An 18,455-nucleotide genomic window follows, 5' to 3' on the forward strand; every position below is an offset into this window, starting at 1 on the left:
TAATACTTCCATAATCTTAACACTCATATCTCCAGTTTTAATTAAGTACTTGATAAGATCTTGAAGGTTTAAACTATCATCAGTCATTACTGCTAAAGCTATAAAATAAAAATCATCTACTTCATCGATATTGTATTTAATAAATCTAGCTTGATGTGCATATGCTGCAATTCCTTTTAATCCGTATTTTATAGTTTCGCGAACTGAACGGATATCAGCATCTAAATCCTCATCATACATAACACCTGCTTTTTTAGCATCTTCAAGCATCTGCTCTTTAGTATCACTTAGATTATATAAAGCCTCTATTGCATTTACTTCTTCTCCTGATGCCTTTTTCCTTACATCTTCTTTTATTACTTGAGATTTTTTAAGCATATCCATATGAGACTTTGGATCAAAATTAACATTAGTTAATGTCATAAATAATGAATTTTCAATAAATGAAACCCATTCCTTATCAATTTTTTCGCCTTTGGCTAAAAGTTTAGTAGCATAACAGCTTATTCCTTTTAACTGATATATGAGCAAATCCTGTAGTGCTGCAATTTCTGGTGATTTTCCACAGACTCCCACTTTGGTGCAACCTTTTCCACCAAAAGTTTGTTCGCATTGAAAGCAAAACATTTTTCCTTGCATATGTACCCCTCCTAATTTAAGAAACTTCTATATTATATTCTGTACGTTCTTGATATATTTATACAAGACATGAATTATAATAGGGATATTTTATTCGATAAAAAATGCATATTATTATTTTTTAACTGAAAATTTATATATTGTTTTATGTTCGTACTTCTCTCCAGCTTTAATTATTGGTGAGTCAAAATTCTCATGATTGACGCTGTCAGGGAAATATTGTGTTTCTAGGCATAAAGCAGCTCTTTTTTCATAAGTAGCACCGCCTTTTCCTTTTTCTAAACCTTTAAGGAAATTTGCTGAATAGAACTGCACTCCAGGTTTTGTAGTATAAACTTCCATAATACGTCCACTTTTCTCATCATACACCTGCGCTGCTTTTTTAAGTTTTTTACCTGTGTCATTAATTACCCAATTATGATCAAATCCACTAGCAAACGCAATTTGCTCATAACTACTTGAGATATTCTCGCCAACATAGGTAGGTTTCCTAAGATCCATTGGAGTATTTTCTACAGAAGCTATTTCACCTGTAGGAATAGAATTTTTATCATTGATTGTAAATTTATCAGCATTAATCATTATCTTATGTTTTAAAACATCTCCTGAACCTTGTCCAGAAATATTAAAATAAGAATGGTTAGTAAGATTTACTATAGTATCTTTATCAGAAATAGCATAATATTCTATTTTAAGTTCATTATCATCTGTAATCGAAAACTTAACTTTTACATCAAGATTACCAGGATATCCTTCTTCGCCATCCTTACTTAAATAAGAAAATTCAATGCTTTGATCTGACTCATTTTCTGATGGCTCTTCTTGCCAAACTTTTTTATCAAATCCTACCATCCCACCATGTATACTGTTTTCGCCTTCGTTTTTAGCCACTTTATAATGGACTCCATTAATCTCAAAACTTGAATTTGCAATTCTATTAGCAAATCGTCCTATTGTTGCTCCAAAAAAGTACTTATATTCTATATAGTCTTCCAAATTGTCGTAACCTAAAACCACATCATCAAATTTACCTTTATTGTCTGGAACTTTTAACGATACTAATGTTCCTCCATAATTGGTAATTTCTGCAACCATACCCTTAGAATTTTTAATTGTGAAAAGATATACTGCTTCTCCAGCAATTGTTCCAAAGTCTTTTTTTATACTCATAATTCACTCTTCCTTTCTTAAAAATAAAGATGATGAAATTAAAATTGATTCATCGCCTCATTATTTAATTAACTTTTTATCTAATCTTATTTGGTAGAACTGATTCTTTATATTATAGCACTAAGTCTCATTACACCCTTCATATATGTTTTGTTTGAAGGAGCAAGATCTACACACTATATATTATTACATCATCTAAGTCTATAAGCAAGGTCATTCCAACGCAATTCATTTCTGAATTCTGAAAGTTTTGTATCCTTATTTATAAATAAGCATTCGATTCCTGCCATTTCTGCCCAGTCTGCTAATTGCTCTGGTGACACATTAAAAGAGAAACTAGTATGATGTGCTCCACCAGCATGTATCCAAGCTTCTGATGAATCTCTAAGACTTGGTTGTGGTTTCCATAAAACTCTAGCAACTGGTAGATTTGGCATATCATGTTCCGGTTTTACAGCATCTACTTCACTTACAATTAGACGGAATCTTCCTCCCATATCAATTAGTGATGCACATACTGCAGGACCATCGTATCCGTCAAATACTAGTCTTGCTGGATCTTCTTTTCCACCTATTGAAAGTGGGTGCACTTCAATACGTGGACGATTTGCTGCAAGCGTAGGACAAATCTCTAGCATATGTGATCCTAAAACCATTTCATTACCTTTTTCGAAATTATAAGTGTAATCCTCCATAAGAGAAGTTCCTTTTTCTTCTGCTATGATCTTCATAACGCGAACTAGCGCTGCAGTTTTCCAATCTCCTTCTGCTCCAAAACCATAACCTGCTGCCATAAGTCTCTGCGCTGCTAGTCCTGGAAGTTGTTTCATACCATTTAAATCTTGAAAATTATTTGTAAATGCAGTGAAGTTTCCTTCTTCCATAAAAGTCTTCATTCCAATTTCTATACGTGCTTGTTCCTTAATTGAATCCCTTGCTGCCCCTTCAACTTGTGCTTCCTTTGCAATTTCATAAAGACGCTCATATTCCTTTATCAATTTTTCTACAGCTTCCTCTGACACATTATTTATATAAGTTACTAAATCACCTACGCCATATCCATCTACAGACCATCCAAATTTAATTTGTGCTTCAACTTTATCTCCTTCAGTAACAGCTACATCACGCATATTGTCGCCAAAACGAGCAACCTTAAGATGTTGTCCCTTAGTAAAGGCTACAGCAACGCGCATCCATGAGCCCATTCTAGCCCTAACTTCTTCGTCTTCCCAGTGTCCTACAATAACTTTTCTTTCAATTTTCATACGTGCTCCAATGAATCCATATTCACGGTCACCATGAGCAGATTGATTTAAGTTCATAAAGTTCATATCTATACTATCCCAAGGCAGATTGCAGTTAAATTGAGTATGAAGGTGAAGTAACGGTTTACGTAATTCTGATAAACCTGCAATCCACATTTTTGCTGGTGAGAAGGTATGCATCCAAGTTATAACTCCAGCACATTCATCCGCACTATTAGCCTCTGCAAATAATTTCCTAATAGCATCTGATGTTTTTAATACAGATTTAAATACAACTTTACATGGAATTATTGAATCTGAATCTAATGACTTAACCATTATCTCTGAATGTTTTTCTATTTGTTTGATTACATCTTGACCATATAAATCTTGGCTTCCAGTAACAAACCATATCTCTGATTTTTTCATATCTATCATTTTTCATTTCTCCTTTTTTAATATATCTAATTTAAATTCAGCCTTACTTTTGTCCATAATATGCGTTTGTGCCATGTTTTCTTAAAAAATGTTTATCAAGTAATGCTTTATCAATAGCTTTAATTTCTGGTGTTAGCCTAGTTGTATTAAATGCCATCATAGATACTTCCTCAAGCACTACTGCATTATGAACTGCCTCACCTGCGTCTTTTCCCCAAGTAAATGGACCGTGGTTATTTACAAGCACACCGGGAATATACATTGGATTAGCACCATTAAAAGTTTCAACTATTACATTACCTGTTTCTTCTTCATACTCACCATTAATTTCGCTCCCTGTCATTTTCCTTGTACATGGAATTTCCCCATAAAAATAATCAGCATGAGTTGTTCCTAGTGCTGGAATTCCTTTCCCACTCTGAGCCCAACTTGTTGCCCATCTAGAATGTGTGTGGACAACTCCACCTACTTCTTTAAAATTCCTATAAATAACAAGGTGCGTAGCTGTATCTGATGATGGTTTAAGTTTACCTTCAACCTGATTTCCATCTAAATCCACCACAACAAGATCTTCTAGTTTTAGTTCGTCATATGCTACGCCACTTGGCTTAATTACAATTAAATTACTTTTGCGGTCTATTCCACTTACGTTTCCCCAAGTGAAAGTTACTAGCCCTCTTTTAGGTAAGTCTAAATTTGCTTTGAGTACAACGCGTTTTAATTGTTCTAACAATTATAAAACCTCCTTAATTTCCTGCTATTTAGCCATAGCCTTAATCTTTTTAAGTCTTTTCATTACATCATTTTCGCCGCGGCCAAAATAATCATGAAGTATACCATATTCAGCATAAATTTTATTATAAACTTCTACATTTTCAGGAATTGGTTTGTAATATTCTTCTTTTACCTTACCCATTTGTTTTGCTGCCTCAACTATTGAATCATATCCACCGTTCTCTTTACCTGCTACAACGGCTGCAAATATTGCTGAACCTAGTGCAGGAGCTTGAGATGATGCTGCAATTCTTATTTCCTTATTTGTAACATCAGAGTAAATTTGCATCATAAGCTTATTTTTCTCAGCTATTCCGCCTGCAGCATATAATTCATCAATAGGTACCCCACTTTTTTCAAAGGTTTCTATGATTTTTCTAGTACCATATGCTGTAGCTTCTATTAATGCTCTATATATTTCCTCTGGTCTTGTTTGAAGTGTACATCCAAGAATCAAACCCGTTAGGTCAACATCAACAAGAACAGATCTATTTCCATTCCACCAATCAAGAGCCACAAGTCCGCTTTCACCAACAGAAAGTTTTTGTGCCTTCTGGGTTAAAAGAACATGTATATCTATTTTTTTATCTCTTGCTTCTACCATGTAAGCCTCAGGAACACAGTTTTTAACAAACCATTCAAAATGATCTCCAACGCAACTCTGACCTGCTTCATATCCAAGTAGCCCTGGGATAATTCCATCTTCTACTACGCCACACATGCCAGGAACAATTTTTTCCGTATCCCCAAGCATTACATGACAAGTTGATGTACCCATAATCATAAGCATTTTTCCGCCCTCAGTCATTCCAACCGCTGGAACCGCAACATGTGCATCTACATTCCCCACAGCTACTGCTGTACCCTTTAAAAGTCCTGTTAACAATGATGCCGTTTGAGTTATTTCTCCTGCTTTTGATCCTATTGGATATATATCAGTACTTAGTTTTTCAGCCACAACGTTTTCAAGTCTTGGATCTAAAGCTTTAAAAAATTCTTTTGAAGGATACCCAGTTTGTTTGTTCCACATTGCTTTGTATCCAGCAGTGCAACTGTTTCTTGTTTCTTTTCCTGTAAGCTGAAAGATTACCCAATCTGTAGCTTCCATAAATCGATCTGCTTTTTTATAAACATCAGGTGCTTCATCAAGAACTTGCCAAATCTTGGGCAACATCCACTCAGAAGAAATTTTACCACCATAGTTCTTAAGAAAATCTTCTCCTCTTTCCTCTGCAATTTTGTTTAACTTATTTGCTTCACCTTGCGCCGCATGATGTTTCCATAATTTAACGTATGAATGAGGATTAGATTTATATTCATCATAAAAACAAAGTGGTTTTCCTGCTTTATCAGTAGGAAGTATTGTGCAAGCTGTAAAATCAATTCCTATTCCAATAACATCTTCACTTCTAATTTTAGCATCCCTTAAAACCGCCGGAATGGTAACAGATAATACATCAAGGTAATCTTGTGGATGCTGTAATGCCCAATCTTGTCCTAATTTTGTCTGTCCATCTGGTAAATACTGATCCATTACTCCATGAGGATATTCTTTGACAGCCATGGCAATTTCTTTGCCCGAGGCAACTTCAACAAGTACAGCTCGTCCTGATTGTGTACCATAATCTACTCCAATAGTATACTTTTTATTCATAATGTACTTTCCTCCTATTTATTAATTATATGGTTTTCAATTTTGTTATTTCAGATATATATTTCACACGCACCTGTACAACATAGTATGTATTGTACGTACAAGTCATTATATATATAATACATGTTTTTTAAATAAAAGTAAAGGATTTCAATTAATTCTTTTAAGATTACAATTAAGCTTATTTAAAACCTGCCTTTTCATTTTCTATACTTAACTATTCTTCAAAAAAATAGAGATAGATGAATTCTACTTAATCCATCTACCTCTCTTTTAAATTATTTATTTTTTAAAGTAATTACAGTATCTACCGTAGTAATTACCCTAAGAATTTTTTGATTTTGAGTATACATCAAATGCTACAGCAAACAATAATACTAATCCTTTAATAGCCTGCTGCCAATCTATTCCTACACCCATAAGGGACATTCCATTATTCATAACTCCCATAAACAAACCACCAATTATGGCTCCCATTATTGTACCAATACCACCTGAGGTTGATGCTCCACCTATAAAGCAAGCAGCTATAGCATCTAGCTCAAAACCAACACCAGCATTAGGCGTTGCTGAACTAAGTCTTGCTGCAAAAACTAATCCTGAAAGAGCAGATAATACTCCCATATTAATAAAAACTAAAAACACAATAAACTTTGTTTTTACTCCAGAAAGTCTTGCAGCCTTTTCATTGCCTCCAAGAGCATAAATATGTCTCCCTAGTGTAGTTTTTGTAGTTATAAATGTGTAAAAAACAACTAGTACTGCGAGTAACACTAAAACATTAGGTAATCCTTTATATTTAGCCATTATAATACAGAATCCATTTATAACAATTATAATTGAAGCCATTTTAAGTGTCAATATTAATGAATCTGTAACTTCAAATTTATACTTCTTCTGATCAGCTCTTTTTCTTATTTCAGATATTACATACAAAATTGTTATGATTAACCCAATAACAATAGTTGTAATATGAATTCCATTACCCTTAAAGAAATCTGGAATAAAACCAGTACTCATCAATTGAAATGATCTTGGAAAAGGTGCAATTGAAGTACCATTTAAAGAAACATAAGTTAATCCTCTAAATACCATCATTCCTGCAAGTGTTGTTATAAATGCCGGTATTTTTACATAAGCAATCCAAAATCCTTGCCAAGCACCTATTATTGCACCAACTATTAATACGGCTACAATTCCAAGTGGAACAGACACATTATGGTTGATTATCATTATTCCAGCAAGTGCTCCAAGCACAGCAGCCACTGATCCTACTGATAAATCAATTTGAAAAGCAACGATTACTAGAAGCATTCCAATTGCAAGAATTAATATGTAACTATTCTGAAGTATTAAATTAGTGATATTTAAAGGCTTTAATAAAATACCATTTGATGCAATCTGAAAGAATATAATAATCCCTACTAAAGCAATAATCATGCTGTATTGACTTACATTATCCTTGAATGTTTTCATTAAAGATTTCATTATTTACCCTCCTGATCTTGTTTTAGTATCATTTTCATGATTTTTTCCTGTGATGCATCTTTTGTGTTTAACTCTCCCAATATTTTACCTTCATTCATAACATATATCCTATCACAAATTCCTAAAAGTTCAGGGAGCTCTGATGAAATAACCATTACACCCTTTTCTTCCTCTGCCAATTGATTGATTATATTATAAATTTCATACTTTGCACCTACATCAATTCCTCTAGTTGGTTCATCCAATATCAGAACTTCTGGCTTTGCGAAAATCCATTTAGCCAAAATTACCTTTTGCTGATTACCACCACTTAAATTACCTGTTTTTTGGAGTATACCTGAACACTTTATATTTAGCTTTTTGCGGAAATCCTCAGCTACAAGAATTTCTTCGTTTTCATTAATTACACCAGCTTTAGATATCTTTTTGAGATTAGCTAAAGTGGTATTCCCTTTTATGTCATCTATTAAAATTAAACCATACTCTTTTCTATCCTCAGTTACATAAGCAAGTCCGCTTTCAATTGCTTTATTTACATTATCTAAATGTACTTCTTTACCGTTTATAAATACTTGTCCACTTATTTTTTTACCATAAGACTTTCCAAAAATACTCATTGCAAGTTCCGTTCTTCCAGCTCCCATAAGGCCTGCAATTCCAACAACTTCACCTTTATGAATATTAATATTTATATTGTCACTAACTTTACGTTCATCATTTGCAGGATGATATACATTCCAATCCTTAACTTCAAATATAATATCTCCAATTTTACTTTCTCTTGCTGGATATCTATTAACAAGGCTTCTTCCAACCATGCCTTTGATTATCCTATCCTCAGAAATATCATCCTCATTCATATAAAGTGTTTCAATAGTTGCTCCATCACGTAGTATGGTAATTGAATCTGAAATCTTTTTTATCTCATTTAACTTATGAGATATCATAATTGATGTAATACCATGGCTTTTAAGTCCATCAATTAGATTTAACAAGTTATCACTATCAGCTTCATTTAATGCTGCTGTTGGTTCATCCAAAATCAATAGTTTAACCTCTTTAGACAAAGCTTTTGCAATTTCAACTAACTGTTGCTTTCCTACTCCAATGGTTGAAATAATAGTATCTGGAGATTCATTTAAACCTACTTTTTTTAATAGCTCTATGGTCCTTATCTTAGTTTCATTCCAGTCAACTACACCATTTTTACTTCTCTCATTTCCCAGAAATATATTTTCCGCAATAGATAGAGTTGGTATTAAAGCTAATTCTTGGTGAATAATTACTATTCCTAAATGTTCGCTTCCTTTTATATCTTTAAATTCACATAAATCACCATTAAATATAATATCACCACTATATGTTCCATTAGGATGTACTCCACTTAATACCTTCATCAGCGTTGATTTACCTGCGCCATTTTCACCTACTAGTGAATGAATCTCCCCTTTTTTAACTTTAAGGTTAACATTATCAAGTGCCTTAACACCTGGAAAAGTTTTCGTGATATTTTTCATTTCAAGAATGATATCAGACATATGACATTCAACTCCTTTAATAATTTAGACTCAAACTTATTATTTAAGTTCTGCTGCAGTGTAATATCCACTATCTATTAATATTTTTTTGTAATTTGTCTTATCAACAACCACTGAGTCACAAAGAAATGAAGGAACCACTTTAAGTCCTGTATCATAACTTTTAGTGTCATTAACTACTATATTTTTGCCTTTTAAAAGGTTGTCTGCCATGTCAGCCGCTTTATTAGATAGCACCCTTGTATCCTTAAATATTGAAGCTGTCTGTTCTCCAGTAATTATTGATTTAACTGAAGCAACTTCACAATCTTGACCTGTAATTATTGGCATTTCTTGATTTTTTGATCCATACCCAACACCCTTAAGTGAAGATATTATACCAATACTGATAGCATCATTTGGTGATAATACTGCATCAACCTTAGCCGAAGTATAGCTTTTGCTTAATAAATTATCCATTCTTGCCTGTGCAGTAGCCCCATCCCAATTTAAGATACCAACTTGTGCATAAGATTTCTGTTTACTTTTAACAACTAATTTACCCGAAGTAATATATGGTTGTAAGACTGACATTGCTCCATCGAAAAAGAATTTTGCATTATTATCATCCGGTGAACCTGCAAATATTTCAATATTAAATGGACCTTTTCCATCCTTAAGTCCTAAAGCACTTTCAATATACCCTGCTTGAAGAACTCCAACTTTAAAATTATCAAATGTCGCATAATAATCCACAAATTCGCTATTTAAAAGTAACCGATCATAAGATATTACTTTAATATTTGCATCATGTGCCTGTTCTAATACATTTGTAAGTGTAGTAGAATCAACTGCTGCAATTATTAATACTTTTGCACCTTTGGTAATCATATTTTCAATCTGAGCTAATTGATTTTGTGCATCATTGTCAGCGTACTGTAAATCCGTGGTGTACCCTAATTTTTTTAATGATTTCCTCATATTATTTCCGTCATTTACCCACCTTTGCAATGTTTTTGTAGGCATTGCTAAACCTATAGTTGTACCATTACCTTTTATTACCCCTGTAGATGAAGTTGTAGATGTTTTTGAACCACATGCTACAAATCCTAACGAGATTAATAAAGACATTAACAACAATAAAATCTTTTTCATTTTTATTCCTCCTCAAAGTTAATAAAAATATTTAGAAAACTAATTTTGTTATATTATTTTTTTACTAATAAAAAATATATCCTGCATAGTCATCAAAGCTGCTCCTACTATTGATGCATTCTCTTTTAACTTTGAAAATGACAGCGAACATTCCTCTTTAGTATAAAAACTATTTTCTTCAAAAACCATTTTAATCAAAAGTTCTTTGAAATATTCCTCATAATAAGCAATTTTCCCTCCTATTATAATTTTCTCAGGATCCGTTATTAAAATAATATTTTTTATTCCTTCTGCAAGATATTCTAAATAATTATAAAGAATATTCTTTGCAACCTCACTGGTCGTTGTGAGTTTAAAAAACTCTTTGAGACTTTTGTCTTTTGCATTAAATTCTTGATTGTACTGTTTTAACAGGGCTTTTTCAGATGCGTACAGTTCCCAGCATCCATTTTTACCACAATTACAGTGCTCTCCATTTTTCACAATAGTCATATGTCCAAATTCACCAGCACGCTTATTACATCCTTTATAAAGGTTTTCATTTATCATTACACCTGCACCTATTCCCTCTGTTATAGATACAAAAACTAGATTTTTTAAATCACCATCAGAACTTAAGAAGGTTTCAGCATAAGCCGCTGCATTTGCTTCATTTTCAATATAAAACTTATAATCATATTTATTTTCATATTTTTTAAATTCTATATTTTTCAATTGTAAATTTGGTGCATTTATTAGAAGAAGTTTTTCCTCATTTACAGTACCTGGCAGTGAAAACCCTACTCCAATTATTTTATCCTTAGATAAATTGAAATTATAAACTATAATATCTATACATTCTTTAATTTTATCCATTATTATATCTATGCTTTCAAGTTCTTTTGATAATCTTATTTCCTCTTCCTTAATTATCTCAAGCTTAAGGTTTGTTAATACAATCCTAATCTTACTACGAGTTATACAAACTCCAAAGGAGTATCTTGAATTAGGTAAAAACCTAACAATAATAGGCTTTCTACCCCCTGTTGAGTCTGCAACTCCAGCTTCATCCAAATACCCCTCTACTATAAGCTCATTAACATTACTGATAACTGTAGGTATACTTATGTAAAGTTTTTTAGATATTTCTTGTTTTGTAAGTTGATTGTTTTTATAAAGCAGCTGTAAAATATTCTTTTTGTTTGTTTCTTTTATTGTCACTTGGTCTAAAATACGGAATTTTTTCAATTATAATCACCTTCCTTGTCTGGTCAACAGTTTTATATTAGATATTACTACTCCTTTAATTATTAGTAGTATCAGGTCAATTACTTTATTTTGATATTATTCCAGCAACCGCTTTGAATTGTTCACTCAGAGCAGGATACAGTTTTTTGTATATCTCATAATACTTATTATATAATTCTATATTTTTTTCAAGTGGTTTTTGAGAAGTAACAGTATTAATAACTCTCTCGCAGGCAGCCGCAACACTAGGATATACGCCCGCTCCAACTCCAGCAAGTATAGCTACACCAAGTGCAGGTCCCTCGGTTGAATTTGTAGTTATAACTTCACAGTTATACAAATCTGCCTGAATTTGTCTCCACAATGGACTCTTTCCACCTCCACCTGAAGCTCTGACCTCTTTAGCATCAATACCCATTTCTTTTATTATTTCAAGAGAATCCTTCAAACTATAGCCCACACCTTCCATCACAGACCTAAGCATATCTCTTTTAGTATGCCTTGCAGATATACCGAAAAATACACCTTTGGCAAATGGGTCTAAATGTGGTGTTCTTTCGCCCATCAAATATGGAAGATAAATTAATCCCTCACAACCTGGTTCAACTTTTTGGGCTTCATCTCCCATAAGTTCATAGGGATCAATTCCCATGTACTCAGCTGTCTCTTTTTCAGCCGTGCAAAAATTATCTCTAAACCACTTTAAAGAAAGCCCAGCCCCTTGAGTTACTCCCATTATATGCCATGTGTTTGGTACAGCATGGCAAAATGTATGTACTCTACCTTTTGGGTCTATAGTAACCTTATCAGTATAAGCAAATACAACTCCCGAAGTTCCAATAGTTGACGAAATAACACCTGGTTTAACAATTCCATTTCCTATAGCACCTGCAGCCTGATCCCCTGCGCCTCCTGCAACTGGAGTTCCTAGCGATAAATTTGTTAGTAACGCAGCCTCAGAGCTTACATATGAACTTATAACTTGCGATTCATATATTGGTGCTAAAAATTCTATGTTAATATCTAATTTTTCAAGTACTTCGCTGCTCCAATTTCTTTCTGCTATATTCATAAGTTGCATACCACTAGCATCAGAAACCTCAGTTGCAAAAGTTCCTGTAAGTCTAAATCTTACATAATCTTTTGGAAGTAATATCTTAGCAACCTTCGCGTATATTTCTGGTTCATTATTCCTTACCCACAAAATTTTTGATGCCGTAAATCCTGTTAAAGCTGGATTTGCCGTTATTTCTATAAGTCTTTTCTTTCCAATTAATTTAGTAATCTCTTCGCATTCCTTATCAGTTCTTTGGTCACACCATATTATTGATGGTCTTAAAACCTTATTATCCTTATCAAGCAAAACTAATCCATGCATTTGTCCTGCAAGTCCTATACCTTTTATTTGTTTTGGATCTACGCCACTTTTTGTGATAACTTCTTTAATAGTGTTGTACGTTGCATCCCACCAATCTTCTGGATTTTGCTCTGCCCAGCCAATATGGGGCTGTTGCATTGGATACTCTTTTAGCGCTGATGAAATCGTATTACCCTCAGTATCAAATAGAACGGTTTTTGTACCTGATGTCCCTATATCTATACCAATTAAATAGTTCATTTATATTAAACCTCCTCAAAAATAAATAATTTTAATTTTTATGTTGTCGTTTACAAATCATTACCTAAATCTTTTATATTTAAATTATAACAGTTCTTCAAAACTTCTTCAAGTCATTTTAAAAAGTTATTATATAAAGTTATAGACATCTTTCTATAATATTTCAGAAAAAAAAGTGGAACATACCCTAAATATAGGCAATTCCACTTTGTAATTTTTTCGTTCTACCAGCTATAACTTTATATAACCTTAAGTTTTAGAAATATTATTCTTACTGGATAATAAGCTAGTAAGAGTATCATTAAAAAAATCAGCCCTAGCGACATATATGAGATGCCATACAGGATACAAAAAATCCCATCAAACAGGGTTATTCTTCTTTCATTTGCAGTAATATATTTTTTGTGTGCATTTTCATAAGAAATTTCTTTACCAGGATATTTATTAAATACTATTGCATATATTCCAACTGCAATAACAATAATTCCTAATACAATATCTCTTTGTGACATATTGGATTCCTCCTCTATCTACTATTTTTTTAAAATCTATAGCTCTTTATTTACTAATACATTTCCAGTTGAGTACCTTACAATTAATTCTGGCTTATATACATAATTAGGTTTCTTCACCTTTTCTAGAATCATATTAATAAGAAGTCTTGCTGCTCGTTTTCCCATATCTTCTTTCGGATGACCTACCGTCGTAAATTTAAATCCAGAAGCCATTGAAATATCAGAATCATCATACCCAGTTATAGAAATATCTTCAGGAACTTGTAGCCCTACATCTCGAATAGCCTGTAATACATATGTTGCAATCTGATCATTATAACAGATAATTGCGGTAGGTTTGTCTATCCTTTGAATTAAATTCCTTGTAAAGTCATAAGGTTCGAAGGTCCCCTCTTTTGTTACAAAGTTATTTATTAATTCACTGTTATAACTTATCCCAAATTCCTTTAAGGCCTTCTTATAGCCTATTTTTCTATTCAATCCTTGTAGATCATCTTTCTTAAATATTCCAGCAATTTTTCTATGACCAAGTTGAAGTAAATACTTTGTTATAAGATAACCACCTTCAACATCGTCCATAACTACATAAGCAGGATCTAATTCATCGTATTTTGCATTAATCATTATATAAGGTATACCTTTTTTTTCTAATTCTTTGTACCAATTTAAATTTACATTTTTATAGGCGCTCATTGTTGGTTCAACAATGAGTCCAGCTACATCATTATCTATTACTTTTTTAAGATACTCTGCTTCCTTTTGCTTTTCATTATTTGTATTTAGTAACATCAAATTGTAACCTGCTGCACTTAAGACTTCTTCAACTCCACTGATAATCATTGGAAAAATATAATTAGAAATATATGTAGTGAGCACAGCAATGGTTCTCTTATTCGTATTTTTATCTCTTGAGGAACAAAATGTTCCTTTCCCTTGCTCTTTATAAATGTATCCACCTTTTTCAAGTTCCATAAGTGCTTGCCTTACAGTATGTCTACTAACTATAAATTTCATTGCAATTTCATTTTCAGTTAACAACTGCTCTCCAGAATTTATTCTACCAGCTATTATTTCAATTTTAAAATATTCAGCAATTTTCATATATTTGGTTAATTTCCCTCTGTTTTCGTTCATATTAAACACCTCTAAGTCAAATTTTACACGTACGTACCATTTTAAATTTTATTTCATGATTTCATTATAATGTCAGTACAAGTGATATTCAACTCTTTTTTAATGTTCTTGCTTAAATATGTACTTACTAACTTGAAATTTATTAATTAATAATTCTTCAACTTTTTTACCTGCCACCTCATAGGTATGTAAATCTTCAACAATAAATACTTTTTTACCCTCATAACCCTTAATAACATTTGATACCTTAGTTATAACTCCTGCGCCAACTATTATGTTTTTTATTTCTACACTATGATTTCTACCACATGAACACTTATAATTAATAGTCGTCATTTCTTCTGCACTTAAACATGATAAATCCTTCATTTGTTATCCTCCTTAAAGTACGTATATTTATTTGTACGTACATGTATATATATTTAATGACATTTTTTTAATTCTATAATATACTTACTTCTACTTTACTTTTCTTTTTCCTTCTATTTGTCGTAAGTAAATTTATTAAAAAATCACAAATCCATATGAAGTGTATAAATACCAGCCAGTGGAAGATGAAACGACATGAAAGATTTTTTTAGAAAAACAAGGATTTATTATAAATATAATACTAAAGGCATTCCCTCGTGGGAATGCCCTTGAATTATAAATTTATAAAATCACTTTCCTTTAAGCAACTTCGTTTTTGCTTATCACGCTTAAAATTACACAAATTGCCATTAAAATAATAGCAAATACAATAGCTGTCATTCCCGCAAGCACTCCAAAAACATCAGATAATGCGCCGGTTATTAATGGCATTAAAATAGCACCACCACCGCCTATCATAAGCAGTACTCCCATAGCCATAGGATACCCCTTAATTATGTTACCAACTCTAGAAATTGTTATAGGGTAAATTCCAGCCATTGAAAATCCTAGCCCTGATATAGCTATGGTAATTATGGTTAAATTCCTTGATGAAAGTAATAATACGTAAAAAGCAACTGTTGAAAGACTTGTTGCTACAATTAATTTCTTCTTAGATACTTTGTCCCCTATAAATGCACATGTTAGCCTGCCCACAAGCATTACTACCCAGAGCAGAGATGCAAGCATTTGTGCATATTTTATAGTCATTATATCTGAATCTATAAAATATTTTACTAACCATCCATTAATAGTCGCTTCTGCACACAAATAGAAAAATAAAATTCCTGCACTAATCCAAAAATATTTACTATTCATAAATTCATAAGATATTTTTACTTTTTCTTTCTTTTTTGCAACATCATCTATTTTCATTTTTGAAAATAGTATAATAGAAATAATTGCAAGAGCAATAATAACACCCACTGCTATCTTCCATCCATTATCGCCAGCCATTTTAGTACAAAGAATAACTAAAAAAGGAGCACTTAAAGCACCAATAGCAAAGATACTATGTAAAATATTAAGAGCTGCTGAACTACTACCAGACAGTTCATTTACCGTCGTGTTGTTAAAATTAGAAATACTCCCTCTACTTAACCCTGTAAATGCAAATCCTATAATTAATAATACTGGATTTCCTGTCAAAATCATTATTAAAAATCCCATGACAACAAAACTGCATAAAAACATTATTGATTTCTTTTTCCCCAGGTAAAGTGGTAATACTCCTGCAATAAACCCAGATATTAAATTACCTGCTTGATGAGCAGAAAGCAGAGCCCCACTCATAGTATTATTAAGTCCATATTCATCACTTATTATTGGCAGTAGTGAACCTAAAATCATAGCGTATAGACCATTTACTGCAAAAACAAAAAAGCAACAATTTATAATATACCTCTGGTCTTTATCTAACTGCGCGTAAAATGATTGCTTTTTCATAAAATATAATCCTCCCCCTGTTATGTAAATGCTTACTTACTTAATAAAACACATTCTTCTTACGATATAAAACCCTCTATTACAATTGAGCACTTCAGTAGATATTATATCATAATAACTAATTATTAGCTCTCACTCCAATAATAAATAATTATCCCATACACAGTCATTTCAAATAAGTTGAAAATAAGAATGTATGGGAATAAAGTTATATTAAAATTTTATTTTATCTTATCAGAGTTTATATAATTTTTCAAATCATTTTTAACCATTAAATAGTAACTAGGAACTGCGTATAGTAATATACCCATTTTAAATATTTCTGGAACATAACTACCAAACAGTACATCTAATCCATCACCAAAGTAGTATGCACCAAGTCCAACTAAAAATAGATTTAAGATATAAAATACTACACCTATATTAAGACTTGAAAAGCCTTTAACTACAACATAAACAATTAGAGCTGCGCCTATAAGCCCTAGCACCGTTGACACTACCATGAGCATCGGATTCCCTGTTGCAGTACTGCTTAAAATAAATAGCGTTACCTCTAGAAGTTCTCTAAAAAATGTTACAGCTGCAAGAATAAATACTCCCTTTTGACTTATTGAAATAAATTGTTGATTAGCAGTTGTATTAAAAGATTTATTCTTTCTTAAAAGCACTATACTATATAGCACCAGTCCAGCTAATACTATACCTAGAAGCCCATCAAATAATGCCCCTGCAGGACCATCTAATAAAGCAACTTGAGAAAATATTATTCCGCCAGTTATTGTTGCAATAAAAGTTCCTAAAGCGCCACCTAGCAATGCACTCTTAGTCATTCCATATAATTTATTTTTATTAAAATAAACTACTAGTGGAATGATAACTAAGAAAATTTCTATTCCTTCTCTTAATGATATAATAAAAGGAGCAAACATTGTTAATCGCCTCCATATCACATTTTGTAGACTTGTCTACATTATATAATATGCTGATTTAGCCTTATGTTTCGCATCTTCATTCATTTATCCCATTTAATTAACCTTTCACTACATTTATAGGTGTTTTCTCTATGAATTGTATTAGATTATCTACTGCTATATCCATAAGTCGCTGCCTAGATTCTTTTGGTGCCCATGCAATATGCGGCGTAATTATGCAGTTTTTAGCATGCATTAGTGGATTGTTTTCAAGTGGGGGTTCATGTGACATAACGTCTAATGCAGCGCCAGCTACTTTCCCACTGTTTAGTGCATCTGCCAGATCTTTCTCAACAATTAGTGGACCTCTAGAGGTATTTATTATAATTACGCCATCTTTCATTTTACTAATGGACTCTTTATTAATCATTCCACTAGTTTCCTCATTTAAAGGGCAATGCAGATTTACAACATCGGACTGTGCATATAACTTATCAAGTTCAACATATTTAAAAGAATCTGATTCGAGAGACATATTCTTTGATGGGTTATATGCTAAAATATTCATTCCAAAAGCTAAAGCAATTTTTGCAGTAACCATGCCTATTCGTCCCGTACCTATAATTCCCATTGTTTTGCCCGAAAGTTCTATTAGCGGATAATTCCAAAAGCAAAAGTCCTTACAATTTGACCAATCGCCTTTTTTCACAACTTGACTATGTTCTCCAACATGATGACAAATTTCTAGAAGTAGTGCAAAAACAAATTGTGCAACTGCCATAGTTCCATAAGCTGGAGTATTGGTTACTATAATGCCTAGCTCATTTGCTGCTTTTACATCAACCACATTGTACCCTGTTGCAAGAACTCCTATATATTTTAGATTTGGCAATTTATTCAAAGTTTCCCTACTTAATGGTGTTTTATTAGTCAAAATTATTTCGCACTGACACGCTCTATTTACGATTTCTTCTGAGCTCGTTCTATCATAAATCATTAAATCACCTAATTTTTTAACTCCTTCCCAGGACACATCACCAGGACTTAAAGTAAAACCATCTAACACTACTATTTTCATGTATTCCTCCTATAAATATATTTATAATTATCGCTTTCT

At 32.4% G+C, this 18,455-nt stretch carries 16 protein-coding genes; all 16 read right to left on the bottom strand.

The genetic code is table 11. The features are described 5' to 3' along the window. On the bottom strand, positions 1 to 639 hold a 639-nt coding region (locus ACREVX_RS01205), incomplete at its 3' end, for an anaerobic carbon-monoxide dehydrogenase catalytic subunit (RefSeq protein ID WP_500861847.1). A gap of 114 nt (positions 640 to 753) precedes the next feature. Continuing rightward, a complete protein-coding gene (locus ACREVX_RS01210; protein ID WP_431542243.1) occupies positions 754 to 1,809 on the bottom strand; it encodes an aldose epimerase family protein in 1,056 nt (351 codons plus the stop codon). 191 nt (positions 1,810 to 2,000) lie between these two features. Further along, entirely contained in the window at positions 2,001 to 3,491 is a 1,491-nt protein-coding gene (gene araA, locus ACREVX_RS01215; RefSeq protein ID WP_431542244.1) for an L-arabinose isomerase, read from the bottom strand. Between the two features lie 43 nt (positions 3,492 to 3,534). Beyond that, positions 3,535 to 4,224, bottom strand: coding sequence for an L-ribulose-5-phosphate 4-epimerase (araD, locus tag ACREVX_RS01220; RefSeq protein ID WP_431542245.1), 690 nt, complete (start codon positions 4,222 to 4,224; stop codon positions 3,535 to 3,537). A gap of 24 nt (positions 4,225 to 4,248) precedes the next feature. Continuing rightward, complete coding sequence (gene araB, locus ACREVX_RS01225; protein ID WP_431542246.1) at positions 4,249 to 5,919, bottom strand: ribulokinase; 1,671 nt, start codon at positions 5,917 to 5,919, stop codon at positions 4,249 to 4,251. Between the two features lie 324 nt (positions 5,920 to 6,243). Then, entirely contained in the window at positions 6,244 to 7,407 is a 1,164-nt protein-coding gene (mmsB, locus tag ACREVX_RS01230) for a multiple monosaccharide ABC transporter permease (protein WP_431542247.1), read from the bottom strand. Further along, positions 7,407 to 8,945, bottom strand: a complete 1,539-nt coding sequence (gene mmsA, locus ACREVX_RS01235) for a multiple monosaccharide ABC transporter ATP-binding protein (protein WP_431542248.1) — start codon at positions 8,943 to 8,945, stop codon at positions 7,407 to 7,409. Before mmsA ends, mmsB begins: the two co-directional genes overlap by 1 nt. Before the next feature lie 39 nt (positions 8,946 to 8,984). Continuing rightward, positions 8,985 to 10,079, bottom strand: a complete 1,095-nt coding sequence (gene chvE, locus ACREVX_RS01240; protein ID WP_431542249.1) for a multiple monosaccharide ABC transporter substrate-binding protein — start codon at positions 10,077 to 10,079, stop codon at positions 8,985 to 8,987. Positions 10,080 to 10,127: 48 nt separating this feature from the next. Further along, positions 10,128 to 11,306, bottom strand: a complete 1,179-nt coding sequence (locus tag ACREVX_RS01245; RefSeq protein WP_431542250.1) for an ROK family transcriptional regulator — start codon at positions 11,304 to 11,306, stop codon at positions 10,128 to 10,130. An 85-nt stretch (positions 11,307 to 11,391) separates the two neighbouring features. After that, positions 11,392 to 12,924, bottom strand: a complete 1,533-nt coding sequence (gene xylB / locus ACREVX_RS01250) for a xylulokinase (protein WP_431542251.1) — start codon at positions 12,922 to 12,924, stop codon at positions 11,392 to 11,394. A gap of 239 nt (positions 12,925 to 13,163) precedes the next feature. After that, entirely contained in the window at positions 13,164 to 13,436 is a 273-nt protein-coding gene (locus ACREVX_RS01255) for a hypothetical protein (RefSeq protein WP_431542252.1), read from the bottom strand. Between the two features lie 36 nt (positions 13,437 to 13,472). Then, positions 13,473 to 14,573: a substrate-binding domain-containing protein gene (locus ACREVX_RS01260; RefSeq protein ID WP_431542253.1), complete on the bottom strand. Its 1,101-nt coding sequence runs from the start codon at positions 14,571 to 14,573 to the stop codon at positions 13,473 to 13,475. Between the two features lie 99 nt (positions 14,574 to 14,672). Next, positions 14,673 to 14,942, bottom strand: a complete 270-nt coding sequence (locus ACREVX_RS01265; protein WP_431542255.1) for a hypothetical protein — start codon at positions 14,940 to 14,942, stop codon at positions 14,673 to 14,675. A gap of 300 nt (positions 14,943 to 15,242) precedes the next feature. Further along, positions 15,243 to 16,427 carry an MFS transporter gene (locus tag ACREVX_RS01270; protein ID WP_431542256.1) on the bottom strand — a complete coding sequence of 395 codons (1,185 nt, stop codon included), beginning with the start codon at positions 16,425 to 16,427 and terminating at the stop codon, positions 15,243 to 15,245. A gap of 221 nt (positions 16,428 to 16,648) precedes the next feature. Further along, positions 16,649 to 17,356 (bottom strand): FTR1 family protein, encoded by a 708-nt coding sequence (locus tag ACREVX_RS01275; protein ID WP_431542257.1) that lies wholly within the window; start codon positions 17,354 to 17,356, stop codon positions 16,649 to 16,651. Between the two features lie 100 nt (positions 17,357 to 17,456). After that, a complete protein-coding gene (locus tag ACREVX_RS01280; protein ID WP_431542258.1) occupies positions 17,457 to 18,416 on the bottom strand; it encodes a D-2-hydroxyacid dehydrogenase in 960 nt (319 codons plus the stop codon). Positions 18,417 to 18,455 lie beyond the last annotated feature (39 nt).

Origin of the sequence: Clostridium sp., assembly GCF_050717545.1 — a bacterium.
Taxonomy (GTDB): domain Bacteria; phylum Bacillota; class Clostridia; order Clostridiales; family Clostridiaceae; genus Clostridium_AD.

What these genes read in the sequence shown, in the direction of transcription:
- ACREVX_RS01210 (WP_431542243.1), bottom strand. Translation starts at nt 1,809, where the DNA reads ATGAGTATAAAAAAAGACTTTGGAACAATTGCTGGAGAAGCAGTATAT.
- araA (WP_431542244.1), bottom strand. Translation starts at nt 3,491, where the DNA reads ATGATAGATATGAAAAAATCAGAGATATGGTTTGTTACTGGAAGCCAA.
- araB (WP_431542246.1), bottom strand. Translation starts at nt 5,919, where the DNA reads ATGAATAAAAAGTATACTATTGGAGTAGATTATGGTACACAATCAGGA.
- mmsB (WP_431542247.1), bottom strand. Translation starts at nt 7,407, where the DNA reads ATGAAATCTTTAATGAAAACATTCAAGGATAATGTAAGTCAATACAGC.
- mmsA (WP_431542248.1), bottom strand. Translation starts at nt 8,945, where the DNA reads ATGTCTGATATCATTCTTGAAATGAAAAATATCACGAAAACTTTTCCA.
- chvE (WP_431542249.1), bottom strand. Translation starts at nt 10,079, where the DNA reads ATGAAAAAGATTTTATTGTTGTTAATGTCTTTATTAATCTCGTTAGGA.
- xylB (WP_431542251.1), bottom strand. Translation starts at nt 12,924, where the DNA reads ATGAACTATTTAATTGGTATAGATATAGGGACATCAGGTACAAAAACC.
- ACREVX_RS01255 (WP_431542252.1), bottom strand. Translation starts at nt 13,436, where the DNA reads ATGTCACAAAGAGATATTGTATTAGGAATTATTGTTATTGCAGTTGGA.
- ACREVX_RS01260 (WP_431542253.1), bottom strand. Translation starts at nt 14,573, where the DNA reads ATGAACGAAAACAGAGGGAAATTAACCAAATATATGAAAATTGCTGAA.
- ACREVX_RS01265 (WP_431542255.1), bottom strand. Translation starts at nt 14,942, where the DNA reads ATGAAGGATTTATCATGTTTAAGTGCAGAAGAAATGACGACTATTAAT.
- ACREVX_RS01270 (WP_431542256.1), bottom strand. Translation starts at nt 16,427, where the DNA reads ATGAAAAAGCAATCATTTTACGCGCAGTTAGATAAAGACCAGAGGTAT.
- ACREVX_RS01275 (WP_431542257.1), bottom strand. Translation starts at nt 17,356, where the DNA reads ATGTTTGCTCCTTTTATTATATCATTAAGAGAAGGAATAGAAATTTTC.
- ACREVX_RS01280 (WP_431542258.1), bottom strand. Translation starts at nt 18,416, where the DNA reads ATGAAAATAGTAGTGTTAGATGGTTTTACTTTAAGTCCTGGTGATGTG.